Source organism: Streptomyces sp. NPDC091377, assembly GCF_044757045.1.
GTDB lineage: Bacteria > Actinomycetota > Actinomycetes > Streptomycetales > Streptomycetaceae > Streptomyces.
In genome coordinates this window covers 595,399-610,440 of the sequence record NZ_JBIVUE010000003.1, presented here as the reverse complement: position 1 = coordinate 610,440, position 15,042 = coordinate 595,399, and the positions used below count along the sequence as shown (strand labels likewise).

Sequence of the window (15,042 nt, the reverse complement as noted above, 5' to 3'; positions counted from 1 at the left end):
CAAGCCGCTGAACTTCCCTGAGCGGTGGAGGTGAAAGGGGGCGGGGCCGCCGGATGCTGAACCTTCGGCGCCATCTTCGCCAGGGCCGCTATGTGCGTCAACACGCGTCCCTCACCGGGTGGTTCAGGTGTTCAACCGTGGCCTCGCCGCGGTTAAACAGACGCCGACTGTGAATACGGACCGGTATGCACGCAGACTTTCAGGGTCTTGGGGCTGCCGGTACCGTCGGCGGCGAGAGGAATCGACCGGGGGTGGATTTCTGGTGATGAGCGGAACCGCCGGGGAACCCGCGGAGCGGGTTCCACCGGATCGTCCGGCGCTGCCAGAAGAGATCGCGGAGCTGACCGATCCCGGCCATCGCGAGGACCCGTATCCCTTTCTGGACAGGCTCCGTGAGCGCTCCCCCTACCGGCCGTTCGACGGGCTGGTCGTGGTGGGGCGGCACGCGCAGGTCTCGGCGCTGCTGCGTGATCCCGCGATGAGTTCGGCCCGGGACCGGGCCACGCTGGCGCCGACGCCGCGGGGGCCGCGTACCCGCAACTTCCTGCATCTCGACCCGCCGGAGCACACGCGGTACCGCCGGCTGGTGGCGGGCGCGTTCGCCCGCCGGCAGGTCGCGGGTCTGGAGCCGCGGATCCGTGGGATAGCGGCGGATCTGATCGGGACCGCCGCGGAGGCCGGGACGCTGGATGTGGTGGAGGGTCTCGCGTATCCGCTGCCGCTCCAGGTGATCTGCGAACTGCTGGGGGTTCCGTTCGAGGACCGGCAGTTGTTGCAGGACTGGTCGGGGATCCTGTCCGAGGCGCTGGACCCGCCGCTCGGCGCGGCCCCGCAGGGGATGACGACCGAGGCGGCGCGGGCGCGGGCCGGGTTCGTGACGTATTTCCGGAAGCTGATCGAGGAGCGGCGGGCCGCGCCCCGCGACGATCTGATCTCCCATCTGGTGCAGGTCGAGGAGCACGGGGAGCGGCTGGACGATCACGATGTGCTGGCGACCTGTGTGCTGCTGCTGAACGCGGGGCACGAGACGACCGTCAATCTGATCGGCAACGCGGTTCTCGCGCTGCTGCGGCATCCGGAGCAGTTCGCGCGGCTGCGCGCGGCACCCGGACGGATAGCGCCGGCGGTCGTGGAGGAGGTCCTGCGCTATGACGCGCCGGTCCAGATGACGACCCGGGTCGCGCGCGAGGAGGGTGCGGTCGGCGGGGCCGCGCTGCACCCCGGAGACACGCTGCTGCTGTTGCTGGGGGCGGCCAACCGGGATCCGGAGGTGTATCCGGACCCGGGCGGGTTCGACATCGGCCGCTCCCCCGCCGCCCCGCATCTGTCGTTCGCGGCGGGGCCGCATTTCTGTCTGGGCGCGGGACTGGCCCGGCTGGAGGTGGCGGTCGCCCTGGAGCTGTTCGCCACCCTGCTGGTCCGGCCGCGATTGCGGCCGGACGGCCTCGCCTACCGCCCCAATCTGAATCTGCGGGGACCGGCCCGTCTCCGGATCGACATGGACGACGTCCGCCCCCGCCGGGTGCCCGGCGCCCGGTCAGCCGCCGCGGAAGGACGTTCCCATGACTCATGAGCCGAAGGACTCTCCCATGACTCATGACCTGACCGACGCCCCGGATCTGGTGACGCTGTTCCATGAACGGGTGGCGGCCCACCCCGACGCCGAGGCCGTCGCGTTCGTCGCCGATCCCTCCGATCTCGACGGCGGTGTGCTGCGCTGGTCGTACGCCCGGCTCGACCAGGAGGCCCGGGCCCGCGCCGCCTGGTTGCGGGAGCATCTGCCGTCCGGCGCGCGGGTGTTGCTACTGCATCCGTCCGGGCTGGAGTTCGTGGCGGCGCTGTGGGGGTGTCTGTACGCCGGGATGATCGCGGTGCCTGCGCCGCTTCCGGGGGGTCACCGCCACCACCGCAGACGGCTGGCGGCCATCGCGCGGGACTCGGGGGCCGCGGCCGTACTGACCACGGAGGCGCATCTGACGGAGGTGGGTGAGTGGGTGGCGGATCTGCCGGACGCCTCCCTCCTGGTGGTCGCCGGGGACCTGCTGGGGGCGGACGGGCCGCGCGAGTGGCAGCCGGTGCCGCTGGACCGGTCGACGATCGCCGTGCTCCAGTACACCTCGGGGTCGACGGGTGACCCGAAGGGTGTGGTCCTCCAGCATGAGCAGATCCTCTTCAACACCCTCGTGGGCGCGGGCGCGCTGGGCTTCGGCGGGCGGGTCGGCGGCTGGCTGCCGCAATACCACGACATGGGGCTGTTCAGCCAGATCATGTGGCCGCTGCTGCTGGGCGGGAGTACGGTGCTGATGGCGCCGACGGCGTTCATCCGGCGGCCGGTCCAGTGGCTGCGGATGATCGACGCCTTCGGCATCGGATTCTCCTTCGCCCCGAACTTCGCGTTCGACCTGTGCACCCGCAAGGTCCGCGACCAGGATCTCGTGGGCCTGGACCTGTCCCGCTGGCAGGTGGCGGGCTGCGGGTCGGAGCCGATCGACGCGCGGGTCCTCGGCGCGTTCAGCGACCGGTTCGCCGCGGCGGGCCTCGACCCGCGCGCGGTGACCGCCTGCTACGGCATGGCGGAGACGGCCGTCTACATCTCGGTGGATGTGGCCGGGCCGCTCAAGACCCGCCGGGTGGACCTGGAGGCGCTGGCGCGGGGCGAGTTCACTCCGGCGGTGGCGGACCGCGCGGGGCGTGATCTCGTCGGCTGCGGCCGGCCGGACGCCTCGTACGACACCCGTGTCGTCGATCCGGAGACCGGGGAGGTGCTGCCGGAGGGCCGGCTGGGGGAGATCTGGCTGCGTGGCCGGAGTGTCTCCCCGGGCTACTGGCGGCGCGACGACAACGCGGACGTCTTCGACGCGACCACCGCGGACGGTGACGGCGGGTATCTGCGCACCGGGGACCTGGGGGTGTTCAGCGACGGCGAACTCTATGTGCACGGACGTCTCAAGGATCTGATCATCGTGCACGGCCGCAACATCTATCCGCAGGACATCGAGCACGAACTCCGCGCCCAGCATCCGGAGTTGGGCCGGGCGGGAGTGGTCTTCGCCGGGCCGGGTGCCGCCTCCGGCGACGACGGCTCCTCCGTGGTCGTCACCCATGAGGTGGCGGGGGTCGCGGCCGACCGGCTGCCCGCCCTGGCCGCCGAGATCCGGCACACGGTGGGACGTGAGTTCGGCATCGCCGTCGCCACCGTCGCCCTGGTGAAGCCGGGCACGGTGCTGCGGACCACCAGCGGCAAGGTCCGCCGCTCGGCGATGCGGGACCTCTTCCGCGAGGGCCGTCTGGTCTCCCTGCACCAGGACCCCCGTCAGGGCTTCGCGGACCCCGCGACGCCGGGATGACCCGAACGACCGGCCCAGCCCCCTCAGCCCGCCGTGCACCGAAGGAGTCCGCATGCACAATCCCACGACCGACCCCGCGACGGAGGACGTCGAGGCAGAGCTGCGGGAGTGGCTCTGCGCCTACCTCACGGAGGAGCTGAGACTTCCGCCCGACGCGATCGACCCCGACCAGCCCATGTCCGTCTACGGTCTGGACTCGGTCAGGGCCATCACCCTGATCACGGAGGCCGAGGACCGGCTGGGCTGCGAACTCGACCCCAACGCCCTGTGGGAGTTCCCCACGGTGGCCTCCTTCGCCGGGCTGCTCGCCGCGCAGGTGTCGGCCGAGGACCGGGAACGGCTCACCTGAGTCACCGCCCGGGTCCGGGTCCGGCGCCGGGGGAGGATCACGTACGCGAGGCGACGCCCATATGACCGCGTGTTAAGTCGAGTTGACGCACCGATACCCACCATGTCGTGCCCATGACAGTCTGCCGAGGGCGCTTGTCCTCCCGTGCGGCCCGTCGTCATCGTCGGAGTGCGCCGGATCCCTGGCGCACCACCGTTCGAGGAGGACCTCTCGATGGCAGCAGGACGCAACACCAGGCGGCGCGTCGTCACGGCGATCACCACCGCGGCGACGGTAGCGCTGGCAGTCGGAGTCGGTACGGCCTCACCCGCCCAGGCGGCTCCGCCGGAGGGCCGGATCCTGCACGCCGGGGCGGCCGAGCCGGTGCCCGGAAGCTACATCGTCACCCTCAAGCCGACGGCCGGGTTCGAAGCCTCCACGGCCCGCGGCAAGCAGCTGATATCCGGCTACGGCGGCCAGATCAAGCGCGTCTACACGTCCGCGCTCAACGGCTACGCCGCCGAACTCAGCGGGGCGCAGGCGCGCCGGCTCGCCGCCGACCCGGCGGTCGCCTCGGTGGAGCAGGACCAGAAGGTCCGGGCGAACGCCACCCAGACCAATCCGCCGTGGGGTCTCGACCGTATCGACCAGGCGAACCTCCCGCTCAGCGGCACCTACACCTACCCGGACTCGGCGGGCGAGGCCGCCACCGTCTACGTCCTCGACACCGGGGTCCGCATCACCCACCAGGACATCAGCGGCCGGGCCTCGTACGGCTACGACTTCGTCGACAACGACACCATCGCCCAGGACGGCTACGGACACGGCACCCATGTCGCCACAACCGTCGCCGGCACCGTCCACGGCGTCGCGAAGAAGGCGAAGATCGTCGCGGTGCGGGTCCTCGGCAACAACGGCTCAGGCACCACGGCCGGGGTCATCGCGGGTGTCGACTGGATCACCGCCAACCACGGCCCCTCGTCCATCGCGAACGTCTCCCTCGGCGGAGGACCCAGCACCGCCCTGGACAACGCGGTGCGCAACTCCATCACATCCGGCGTCACCTACTCCATCGCGGCCGGCAACTCGTCCGCTCCCGCGTCCGGCTACTCCCCCGCCAGGGTGAGCACCGCCATCACCGTCGGCGCGACGACCCGGACCGACGCCAAGGCCACCTACTCGAACTACGGCCCCGTCGTGGACATCTTCGCGCCGGGCTCCGACATCACGGCCGGCTGGAACACCTCGGACACCGCCACCCTGACCGGGAGCGGCACCTCCTTCGCCGCGCCCCATGTCTCCGGCGCCGCCGCGATCTACCTGACCAACCACCCCGGCGCCTCCCCGGCGGCCGTCGCCACGGCCCTCGTGAACGGCGCGACACCCAACGTCCTCACCTCCGTCGGAGCGGGCTCGCCGAACAGGCTGCTGAGGCTCGTGCCGTAGCCACCTCCAGGACCGGGCCCTTGCGGGAAGCGCTCCCGCAGGGGCCCACACCCGTTCCCGGAGACGAAGGGGGTATCTGGTACCGGTACGCCGACGCGCGGACGGCGGCCGTCGAGGGGTGACCGGCTGGATATCCTGGCGGTCACCCCTCACGCACCGAAGATCGGAACCGTCATGACCGCCTGGACCACCCGGCCCGAGACCGCGGACGACATCCCCGCCATCCGCGAGATCCTCCTCGGCGCCTTTCCCACAGCCGAGGAGGCCGACATCGTCGACGCGCTGCGCGCCGACCCGACGGCATGGATCGACGGCCTGTCCATGGTCACCGAGGCCCCCGACGGCACCCTCGTCGGACAGGCCCTGCTCAGCCGCTGCCATGTGGACGGTGAGCCCGCCCTCGCCCTGGCCCCGTGCGCCGTACTGCCCTTCGCGCAGCGCCAAGGGGCCGGCTCCGCGGCCGTCCGCGCGGGACTGGACGCCGCCCGCGCCCGGGGCGAGAACCTCGTCCTCGTCCTCGGGCACCCCGACTACTACCCGCGGTTCGGCTTCACCCCCGCCTCCCGCTTCGGCATCCGCGCCCCCTTCGAGGTGCCCGACGAGGCCATGATGGCCATGACCCTGGACGACTCCCGCCCGGCGCCCAAGGGCACCATCCAGTACCCCGCCGCCTTCGGCGTCTGACCCTCCCTCGGCGCCCCGGGGACATGAACCCGGGGGCGCCACAGGCCGTTTCAGAGGATGAGCCGGTCGTTCAGGCGGATCTGCGGGGCCCGGGGGCCAGGCGGCCTTCCAGTGCCCGCGGCAGGGGGTAGACCCGCTCCAGGGGAAACAGCCGCTGCGCCTTCGTGGCCTGCCCGGTGCGTATCAGTGCCGCGGCCTTGCGGACCTGGGGGGTGAGGTCGGTGAGGCCGACGATCCAGTCGTCGGAGAAGGTGCGGATCAGGCCACGGCCAATACCGACCTGGATGCTGTAGTGGTTCAGTGCCGCTCCGCGCAGTGAGCGCTCCGGATCCCACTGGACATGTACGTCCGCCCGGGCCACGGCGGCGGGGTCGGCGGTCGTGAGCACGGCCCGGGACAGCGCTTCTTCCCAGCCCTGCCGGGTGATCCGCACGGCGAGAACACGCTCCTGACCGGGTTCGCGGGCCCAGTTGCTGCGGTGCATCAGCCACAGGAACGAGGGTTTGATCCATGTCATCCGGTGGAACGAGAACGGCGCGACGAAACGACCCGCCCGTAGTGCCGGGTCGGCGACGGCAGGCGCGTACGCCTGGTGGACCACGATCGTGTGGGCATCGTAATCGGCGCGAATCTGGTGCTGTGGTGCCATCCGCCGCACCTTGTCATCCGCTCCCCTCGCCTCGCGAACCGTTTTTCCGAGATCGTGCCGGTGCTCCCGCGAACGACCCGGTGCTCCCGCGAACGACCCGCCCGGCCGGAGGTCCGAGCGGGTCGTCAACCCTTCCGTGTGCGTGGCTAGGCCGCCTTGCCCAGGCGGGCCCAGGGGTTCTGCGGGTCGGACGCGTCGGGCACGGTGCCCTTGGTCCAGTACTTGGCCCTCCAGTAGTACCCGCCGTGGGAGACGACCGTGCGGGTGGTTCCGCCCGGGTCGCCCGCGACCGCCCGGGTGCCGGAGCCGATGCCGCTGTTCCTCGGCTCCATGACGAAGCCGTTGGCGGCCTTCAGACTGTGCGGCTGGTTGTCGCCGGGCACGGCCGGGGTCGGTGCCCCCTTCTCGTCGGTGAACTGCCAGCGCTGTCCCGGGCTCCCGTCGCAGTCCCGGACGGCCAGGTCGGCCAGCAGGCCGGTGGCGGTCAGACACTGCTCACGGCCGCTGGTGGCGCTCTTGATCAGCATCCGCCCCTCACCGGCCGGGGTGATGTTCCAGAGCTGGTTGGCGTTGCCGTTCTGCGCGTCGACCAGATGCGCGGTGGTCCAACTGCCCGGATGGTCCAGGACATTGCTGCTGACGACGTCCTGGATCTTCCAGCGGTCCCCGGTCTTCCAGAGCGTGAACGGGGCCCAGACCGGGTTGTAGGTGCGGCCCGCGTCCCAGGCAGCGGCCTGGCAGGCCGGCCCGCCCCCGGTGGCCGGGGGTTCCACGACCTCGGTGCCCCGGCGCCGGTCCTGGGTGAGCCCGTAGGTGGTGTCCCCGATCCTCGCGGTGAGGTTGGCGGGGCCGGTCAGCGGCAGGAAGTACTTGATCCCGATGTCCCGGGTGCCGCGCGCCGGTACGGCCTCGCAGTAGCCGAGCTTGATCGTGACCCGATGGAAATCGGCCTTCAGACCGCCGGTGTTGGGTCCGCTCCTGCCGGGTCTCACCTCGTCCTTCATCTCCCGCCACGCCTCGTCCTTGAGCAGCGGGGGCGCGCTGGTGGGGATGTCGAAGGACAGCTCGGTGCCCGAGGGCAGTTCCCGGCCACTGTGGTTGGTGATCCGCAGCTTGGGCTGCTGCGGCCACAGGTCGCGCTCCTCGGTCGGGTGGTCGGCGAACTCGACGGACACATCGAGCACCTGGTCCGGCAGCGGGGTCGAGCCGGCCCGGTCCGCCTTCGCGGGCCCCGAGCCGTGCAGGGCCCGGTCGATCCGGCTGGTCAGGTCGTAGCCCATGCGGTACGTGCCGTCCTGGCTCCGGGTGTAGTCGCCGGACAGCTCCCACATCATGACCCCGCCGATACCGTTGTCCTTGATGTATCCGGCCTTCGCGTCGAGGGACCGCTCGTCCTCGGTGGTGAGGAAGACCTTCTTCTCCGCGTTCCAGAGCCAGCCCGCTTCCAGTGCGGTGCTGTAGGTGTTCCGGTAGGTGCCGGTGAGGCGGTTCTCGGGGCGGGAGGTGTCCAGGCCGAAGGCGTCGAGATAGCCGGGGACGGTGCCGGCCTGGAGGTTCTTGGCGTGCCACAGCGGATTCACCCCGGCGGCCACCTCCCGGCCCCTGCTGGTGTCGTGCCAGAGGTTGTCGATACCGACCGCGCCGTTGCCGCAAGGCGTGCGGCTGCCGGTACCGGGCTGGCACTGGCCCTGGTCGGGCAGGGCGGCCGTGCCCCACAGCCCGTCGGTGCCGCCCTGCACCTCGCGCCAGCCACGGGTGTAGTACGGGATGCCGAGGTTGATCCGGCCGGGCTGGAGAGCGCCCCGGTAGTAGTGGTAGGCCCAGTCGACGTTGAAGTAGCCGGTGCGGTCGTACTCGGGATTCTTCGCGCTGTCGTAGATCCCGGCCGCGGCCAGTTCGCCGTCCCGGCCGTCGTCGTACAGCGGTGCTTGCGGTCCCACGTACTGGTTCCAGGAGCCGTGCAGGTCGTACGTCATGACATTGACGAAGTCCTGGTAGGCGAGGGCCTGTCCGCCGTCGTAGCCGCGCACCAGATGGCCGGAGGCGGAGGCGGCGGAGGTCAGCAGGTAGTACCGGCCGCGCTCGGCGCCCGCCCGGTCGAGTTTCTCGCGCAGGGTCTTCATCAGCGCGTTGTAGCCGGCCTGGAGCCCCTTGCGGCGCGGGTTGGAGACCGGCCAGTCGTCCGGGTTGCCGCTGTCGGGGACGGCGGTGGGGTACTCGTAGTCGATGTCGACGCCGTCGAAGGCGGCCCCGTAGCGGTCGAGGAAGGCGACCACCGAGTCGGCGAAGGCGTCGACACCGGCCCGGTCGACCGATCCGTCGGCCCGGGTGGCCATCTCGTAGAAGCCCCGGCTCGCGGTCCAGCCGCCCACCGCGATCAGCGACTTCACCTGCGGATGTCGCTTCTTGTACGTCGCGAGCTGGTTGAAGTGTCCCTGGTACGGGAGGGCGGGGTCCATCTCGGCGCCCTCGACGCCGGGCCAGGTCATTCCGGTCGCCGGGTTGTCCTTCGCGCTCTCGTCACCGATGGAGATGCGGTTCCCGGCGACGCCCGCGAAGGCGTAGTTGATGTGGGTCACCTTCGACCAGGGGATGTTCTTCACCAGATAGCGCGGCCGGCCGTCGGTGCCGTTGCGGGTGGCGTTGAAGTAGCCCACGATCCGCTTGTCGTGGCCGCCGCCACCGAGCCACTCGCGCCCGGCGGTGTCGTACACCTCGCAGTAGCGGGCTTCGACGCCCGGCGTCGCGGCCATGCCGTCGGGACGGCAGGCGGAGTGCGGCCCGGAGACGGCCGGCTTGGGCGCGCGGTCGTCGAGGGCGTTGTCGAAGGGGTCGCCGGCGTCACCGGTGCCCGGCGCGGTACCGGCCTCCCGCTGCCCCTGCCACCAGTAGGTGTTCATCTCCCGGATCTGCGGGAACGGGTCGCCGTCCTTGTACTGGTCGACGGCGACGAAGTTGGGCTTGCGGCGGGCGGCCGTGGTGCACACACGGTCGGCCCGCTCCTTCAGCCGGGCGTTGTCCTCCGCGGAGGCGGGGGCGGAGGGCCAGGTGCGGAAGTGGTTCATCATGAACAGTGGCCGGAACTTGCCCGAGGGGCGGGTGCTCAATGGCCGCTCCGCCCAGCGGGAGTAGCAGGTCCAGTCGGCCACGCCGCCGGGCATACCCATGGACCAGTAGTTCTCCACCCGCCAGCGCTGGTCGTGCATGAAGCCGAGCGGCTGCCGGTCGACCCGGTCCGGATTTCCGAGTCCGGAGAAGATCAGCAGCCGCTTGTTCTTGGCGATCATGTCCTTGAGCAGCGGCCAGCCGTTGTGGTGGACGTTCCAGCCCTGTTTCAGCGCCGGGTCGGTGACCTGGGCGTCGTCGGGGACGAAGAGCAGATCCCGGATGCCGGGCACCAGCTTCAGACCGTAGGTCTCGTAGTCCTGGTTGCTGAGGCTCCCCTGGTCCTCGATGAAGATCGAGATGATCTCTCTCGGATTCGCGTCGAGGAACTCCTTCACCGTCCTGAGCATGCCGTCGAGGCTGTTGCTCTCGACGATCTCCCGGCCGCAACTGCCGCCGTGACACAGCGGGATCCGCCCGTTGACGACCTCTTTGTTCACATCCGGCATCAACGCCCTTACCCCGTCGGCGAGTTGCCGCTTCATGGAGTGGGGCTGGTTGGGGGCGCTGGTGCCGTAGCCGTCCTCGGTGTTGATCATCGCGTTGTGGGTGGTGAGGTACGTCATGTGCTCCAGCGTCCGCCGGTCCTCGGGCGGCATCGGGAGCCGGGGCCACTCCAGCGGAGTGATGAACCAGCCGGCACCGGCACCGGTCGCGGTGCTCATGTCCAGGTCGGTGGTGCGCTTGTCGGCGTGGATCTGCCCGGTGGAGACGAGGCGGGCGTCACTGCCCGGAACTCCGAAGCGGAACTCGTCCTCGGCGGGCGAGGAGATGTCCCAGACCGCGTGCGCGGCCGTGCACGGGCCGACGACCGATCCGATCGTCGCGTCCCGGACCGCGCACTTGTCCGGCACCTCCACATTGCGCACCAGGTGGCCGCCGTCCGTGGCCTCGATGCGCCACGACTGGTGCTTCTCCTTGTCCTCGCCCGCCGGGACCTGGGCCTCCAGCCATTCCCCGCGCTCCCCGACCGGGCCGGTGAGCCTCCGGGTCATGCCGAGCTGGGAGCCGTTGCCGATGTTCTGGATGTGGACGGGCTGGCCGGTGGGTATGCCGCCGGTGCTCGCCGTGGTCGCGGAGCCGGTGGTGTCGGCCGCTCCGGTCGCCGTCCGCTGTGTCGCCGTGCTCACGGCCGCCGCTTCCTTCTCCGCCCCGGGCCGTTCCGGGACGGCGGCCAGGGCCACCGGGACCGTACCGGCCAGCAGGGCTCCGGCCAGCAGGGCGATGACCCCGGTCCGGGCCCTGCCCCGGACATCCCGGGACCGCCCTCCCCGCACCCGCGTTCGTACCTGTCCGCTGTCTCTCACTCCGGGAAACCCCCTTGTCTCGTCGTTCGTCGTCATCGGTCCGGCGCGGCTCTGTGACCCCGCCGACGGCAGAGCGTGCGAGGCCGACGTGAACGGATGATCAACGAATGATCAACGCCATAGTCAGGAGGGGTGACTATCTCATAGTCAGGACAGGGGACTATCCTCGGAGGGGTCAGGGTCAGGGTCGGGGTCAGGGTCGGGGTCGGGGTCGGGGTCGGGGCCGGGGGGGACCTCGGACTCGGGAGGTCTCGCGGGACCCGGCCCTCGCGGGGGCAGGGGCCGGGCCCTCGCTGTCCGTCGGAGGGAATACTCTGGACGAATGAGTGAGCGGGCGATGCAGGAACTGGCACTGCTGGTGCTGACGGCCCTGGCGGACGCGCCCCGGCACGGGTACGCGGTCGCGCAGGAGATCAAGGGGATCACCGACGGCCGGGTGACACCGCGCACCGGGGCCCTGTACGGGGCGCTGGACCGGCTGGTCACGGAGGGGCTGATCACCGTCGTACAGGAGGAGGTGGTCGACGGCCGGGCGCGGCGCGTCTTCGCCCTCGCCCCCGAGGGCCGGGAGCGCCTCGCGGTCGAGACGGAGCGACTGGCGGTGGCGGTCCATGAGGCCAGACGGCGACTGGGGCTCGACGACGCGCCGGTGACCGCGTGATCGACCGGTTGCTGCGGCTGTATCCGCGCGAGTACCGGACGGCGTACGGACCGGAGATCGCCGGCACCTACCGGGAGATGACGGCCGGCATGGCACGCTGGGGCCGGCTGCGGGAGGGCTCGGATCTTGCCGCGCACGCCCTGCGGGTCCGGTTCGGTCTGCGGTCGGCCGATCCACTGGGCCGTCTCGCCGCGTCGGCCGCCCCGTTCGCCGTGGCCGCCGCGGGGGTGAGCGGGGGCATCCGGGTCACCGGCTGGTACGCCGGGGTCACCCTCTCGCCGACGCCATGGAGGCTGGAGTTCCAGATCCTCCACACGGCCGAGATCCTCGGTCTGCTGTCTCTCCTGCTGACCTGCCTCGGCGCGATCGTCGCGCTGACGGGGCGGTGGGCCGCAGGGGTGTCCGCCACGGTGTGCGGACTGGCGGGGACGGCGGTGCTCGCGCTGAGCGAGACCCACCCGAACGAGTATCAGTACCGGATCATCGTTCCGGTGGCCGCCGTTCTGACGATCGCGGTGCTCCTCGCCTGCCCGCCCGACCTGCGCCCCGGGCCGGGCATGTCGGCGGTGGCCGGGGCGATGGCGGGGGCCGCCTGGCTGCCCGCCATCGTCGTGGAGAGAGGCGTGGTCGGCTGGATGAGCACGGACTACGGCGGCTGGCCGCTGCTGGTCCTCGCCGCCACCGGGGTGGCACTCGCCCTGCGGGCACGCTCCTCGGGGCTACGGGAGTCGGGGGCGATGGCCATGGCCTCACCGCCGTTGCTCGCCGATGCCTGCCTCCTCAACTGGTACGACCCGAAGCCCTTCGCCGTCCTGCTGCTGGCCCTGCCGGTCGCGGCGCTGCTCACCGCGGTCGCCGAGAAGGTACGCCGACGACCGCGCTGACGCGGCCCCGCGCCCTCCGAGCCGTTCTCCTTTCGAGGGGGGCGGCTCTTCGTCGTGCGTGACGTGTCACGCCGGATACGAAGCACAGTGGCCTGAGCTGGCCTGAAGCGACCTGACCTGGCCTGAGCTGGCCTGAGCTGGCTCGACCTGGCTCGACCTGACCTTCTGGACATAGTCAGGTGAGCGGAATATGCTTCTCAGCGTTCCATGTGACCGGTGTGACGCGGGCTGCCGCCCGACCACGCCGCCCGACCACGCCGCCCGACCACGCCGTCCGACCACGCCGTCCGGCCCGTCGCCCCGACGGGTGCGCGGCTCGCCCGCGCGCCGGTCGGTCCCGAGCGAAAGAGCGCCCCCGAAGTGCCGTTCACCCTGTCCCACACGGCCGCGGTCATACCGCTGCTGCGCAGCCCCTTCGTTCCCGTGGCCCTGGTCATGGGAACGATGGCGCCCGACATCCCCTACTTCCTCCAGACCCTGCGCATGACGGTGGCCGCCGGCGACTGGTACGCGCCCTTCCTCAACGCCACCACCTCGCACTCCCCCGCCGGAGCCCTGACCGTCACGCTCCCGTTCACGCTCGGCCTGGTCGCCCTGTACCGGCTGCTGCGGGGGCCGGTCTCCGCACTGCTGCCCCCGCACCTCGCCCTGCCCACGCCGGCACCACTGCGAGGCGTGGCGGAGTGGGCCCGCCATGCGGGGTGGCTGGTGCTGTCCGCGCTCATCGGCATCGCCACCCACCTGATCTGGGACTCCTTCACGCACGTAGACGGGTACCTGGTCACGCGGCTGGCCTTCCTGCGCGAGTCGGGTGCGGGCGGGCTGTCCGTGGCCCGACTGCTCCAGCACGCGAGCACGGTGGCCGGACTGGCGGCCCTCGCCGTCCACCTGTGGCGCCGTCGCAAGCGGCCTCGCCCGCCACGGACCGAGGCCCGCACGGGCCCCACTGCACCCACTGCACCCACACGCGCCCTCCGGTGGGGCATCACGGCATGCCTCGTCCTGGCCGCGCTGCTCGGCGTGGCCGCCCGCACCGGCGGCATCGACTCGTACCGCCAGGTGACCGTGGCGGACACCAGCCGCCCCCTGGTCCGTGAGGTCGACGGCGAGGTGGTCGAGGTCTCTTACCCCACCCGGACGGAGAACGCCCCCTGGACCACCGTCGCCGAGGGCGCGCTGTCCGACGCGGCGAAGGGCGCGGGCACCTCCCTCACCGCCGCGCTGCTGCTCTACGGGACCGGCTGGCATCTCCACCGCGCGGTGCGCGCACGGTGGAGAATCCGAGCCGCGGCCTGACCCGAGGCGGGCGCTGCTAGAAGAAGGGCGTGTCGGGGTCGAGCCCCGACAGGACCCGGCCGTACAGCTCCAGGTTGGCGGCGGGGTTGACGAACGAGTGCAGGTTGAGGGCGTTCACGTCCCGCACGATCCGCTGGATCGGCACGTCCCGGTGCAGGGAGGAGGCACCCGAGGCGGACCCGATCAGGTCGACGGCCTCCTTGCACAACCGCGCCACATATCCGCACTGCGCCCTGATCCGGGCCCGTTCCTCCGTCGTGTACGGCTCTCCGTCGGCCGCCTTGGACTCGATCAGCTCCACCAGCTCGGCGGCGAGGAGTTCCGCGGAGGTGGCTCTCATCGCGGCCTCGGCGAACTGGAGATGCGTGACCGGGGCCTCGTGCTGACGCTCGTAGGAGGTGTACGTGATGCCCCGCTGGTGGATGCGCTCCCGGAACTCGGTCAGGGCCGCCCGTGCCAGACCGAGGGCGTTCGCGGCCGTCCAGGCGCAGAACAGCAGCAGCAACGGCATCCCGTAGTAGGGGTCGGCGCTGTTGCGCCGCGACGGGAAGGTGCCCGCCAGCAACTGCTCCACCGAGAGGACGCGATGGGCGGGCACCTGGACATCCTGGGCGACGACGGTGTTGCTGCCGCTCCCGGTCAGCCCGGTGACATGCCAGTCGTCCAGCACCTTGAGTTCGGTCATGGGGATCGCCAGCCACAGCAACTGCGGCGGGTCCTCCCCGGTGTCGGCCCGCGCGGTCAGCAGATGCCAGTCGGCGTCCTGGCAGCCGGTCGCGAAGGGGGAGCTGCCGTTCACCACATAGCCGCCGTCCACCGGAACGGCTGTCGAGCTGGGGATGAGGGTGCCACCGATCCGTGCGTCGGGGCTGGTGAAGATCTCGTCCTGGGCCTCGTCGGGGAACAGGGCCGCGATGAACCCGCCCCCGGCCTGGATCAACGCCATGTACCCGGCCGACCCGCAGGCGGCGGAGACCTCGCTCAGCACATCGATCTGGGTCCGCAGCGAGGTCTGGTAGCCCCCGTACCGACGGGGCACGTTCATACGATGGATCCCGGCGCCGGTGAGTGCCTCGACAACCTCGCCCGTCACCCGCCGTTCCTGTTCCGCGCGCGCGGCGTGGGAGCGGATGAGCGGCTGTAACTCGCGTACGCGTTCGACGAGGTCGGTGTCCGAACGAGGTGCTGACGAACCGGCCAAGGGGGCAACCTCCGGTCTCGGGTCACAGGGAACACTCACCGTCGCGCCGATCCCGACGACTGTCAATGCCCCAT

The 15,042-nt window shown here is 71.2% G+C and carries 11 protein-coding genes; 8 read left to right on the top strand and 3 right to left on the bottom strand.

All coding sequences use genetic code 11. From position 1 onward, the window contains the following. The first annotated feature begins 265 nt into the window (after positions 1-265). The 5 genes from ACIQNG_RS10405 to ACIQNG_RS10385 all read left to right on the top strand — a co-directional run bounded on the left by ACIQNG_RS10405 (position 266) and on the right by ACIQNG_RS10385 (position 5,805). Positions 266-1,573, top strand: a complete 1,308-nt coding sequence (locus tag ACIQNG_RS10405; protein WP_401483843.1) for a cytochrome P450 — start codon at positions 266-268, stop codon at positions 1,571-1,573. Positions 1,574-1,589: 16 nt separating this feature from the next. Continuing rightward, on the top strand, positions 1,590-3,347 hold the full coding sequence (locus ACIQNG_RS10400; RefSeq protein ID WP_401483841.1) for a fatty acyl-AMP ligase: 1,758 nt from the start codon (positions 1,590-1,592) through the stop codon (positions 3,345-3,347). A gap of 52 nt (positions 3,348-3,399) precedes the next feature. Further along, positions 3,400-3,696, top strand: coding sequence for an acyl carrier protein (locus tag ACIQNG_RS10395; protein WP_401432071.1), 297 nt, complete (start codon positions 3,400-3,402; stop codon positions 3,694-3,696). 213 nt (positions 3,697-3,909) lie between these two features. Further along, positions 3,910-5,121: a S8 family peptidase gene (locus tag ACIQNG_RS10390; RefSeq protein ID WP_401432069.1), complete on the top strand. Its 1,212-nt coding sequence runs from the start codon at positions 3,910-3,912 to the stop codon at positions 5,119-5,121. A gap of 174 nt (positions 5,122-5,295) precedes the next feature. Then, positions 5,296-5,805, top strand: a complete 510-nt coding sequence (locus tag ACIQNG_RS10385; RefSeq protein WP_401432067.1) for a GNAT family N-acetyltransferase — start codon at positions 5,296-5,298, stop codon at positions 5,803-5,805. Between the two features lie 70 nt (positions 5,806-5,875). Here the strand turns inward: ACIQNG_RS10385 and ACIQNG_RS10380 are convergent, their stop codons facing one another. Together ACIQNG_RS10380 and ACIQNG_RS10375 are read right to left on the bottom strand one after the other, a co-directional pair. Beyond that, positions 5,876-6,454, bottom strand: coding sequence for a DUF4291 domain-containing protein (locus ACIQNG_RS10380; protein ID WP_401483839.1), 579 nt, complete (start codon positions 6,452-6,454; stop codon positions 5,876-5,878). 146 nt (positions 6,455-6,600) lie between these two features. After that, on the bottom strand, positions 6,601-10,926 hold the full coding sequence (locus tag ACIQNG_RS10375; protein ID WP_401483837.1) for a glycosyl hydrolase family 18 protein: 4,326 nt from the start codon (positions 10,924-10,926) through the stop codon (positions 6,601-6,603). 322 nt (positions 10,927-11,248) lie between these two features. Here ACIQNG_RS10375 and ACIQNG_RS10370 point away from each other — a divergent pair, with 322 nt between their 5' ends. The 3 genes from ACIQNG_RS10370 to ACIQNG_RS10360 all read left to right on the top strand — a co-directional run bounded on the left by ACIQNG_RS10370 (position 11,249) and on the right by ACIQNG_RS10360 (position 13,767). Further along, a complete protein-coding gene (locus tag ACIQNG_RS10370) occupies positions 11,249-11,587 on the top strand; it encodes a PadR family transcriptional regulator (protein WP_401483836.1) in 339 nt (112 codons plus the stop codon). Next, positions 11,584-12,471: a hypothetical protein gene (locus ACIQNG_RS10365; RefSeq protein ID WP_401483834.1), complete on the top strand. Its 888-nt coding sequence runs from the start codon at positions 11,584-11,586 to the stop codon at positions 12,469-12,471. The genes ACIQNG_RS10370 and ACIQNG_RS10365 overlap by 4 nt, the downstream gene beginning before the upstream one ends. A 360-nt stretch (positions 12,472-12,831) precedes the next feature. After that, the gene (locus ACIQNG_RS10360; RefSeq protein ID WP_401483832.1) at positions 12,832-13,767 is read left to right on the top strand and encodes a DUF4184 family protein; all 936 of its coding nucleotides are present in this window, start codon (positions 12,832-12,834) and stop codon (positions 13,765-13,767) included. A gap of 16 nt (positions 13,768-13,783) precedes the next feature. On the opposite strand, the gene ACIQNG_RS10355 is transcribed toward ACIQNG_RS10360, so the two are convergent. Continuing rightward, positions 13,784-14,968 carry a flavin-dependent monooxygenase gene (locus tag ACIQNG_RS10355; protein ID WP_401483830.1) on the bottom strand — a complete coding sequence of 395 codons (1,185 nt, stop codon included), beginning with the start codon at positions 14,966-14,968 and terminating at the stop codon, positions 13,784-13,786. Between the last annotated feature and the right edge of the window lie 74 nt (positions 14,969-15,042).

Bases quoted from the DNA above. Each gene is read 5' to 3' on its own strand.
- ACIQNG_RS10405 (WP_401483843.1), top strand. From the start codon at position 266: ATGAGCGGAACCGCCGGGGAACCCGCGGAGCGGGTTCCACCGGATCGT.
- ACIQNG_RS10400 (WP_401483841.1), top strand. From the start codon at position 1,590: ATGACTCATGACCTGACCGACGCCCCGGATCTGGTGACGCTGTTCCAT.
- ACIQNG_RS10395 (WP_401432071.1), top strand. From the start codon at position 3,400: ATGCACAATCCCACGACCGACCCCGCGACGGAGGACGTCGAGGCAGAG.
- ACIQNG_RS10390 (WP_401432069.1), top strand. From the start codon at position 3,910: ATGGCAGCAGGACGCAACACCAGGCGGCGCGTCGTCACGGCGATCACC.
- ACIQNG_RS10385 (WP_401432067.1), top strand. From the start codon at position 5,296: ATGACCGCCTGGACCACCCGGCCCGAGACCGCGGACGACATCCCCGCC.
- ACIQNG_RS10380 (WP_401483839.1), bottom strand. From the start codon at position 6,454: ATGGCACCACAGCACCAGATTCGCGCCGATTACGATGCCCACACGATC.
- ACIQNG_RS10370 (WP_401483836.1), top strand. From the start codon at position 11,249: ATGAGTGAGCGGGCGATGCAGGAACTGGCACTGCTGGTGCTGACGGCC.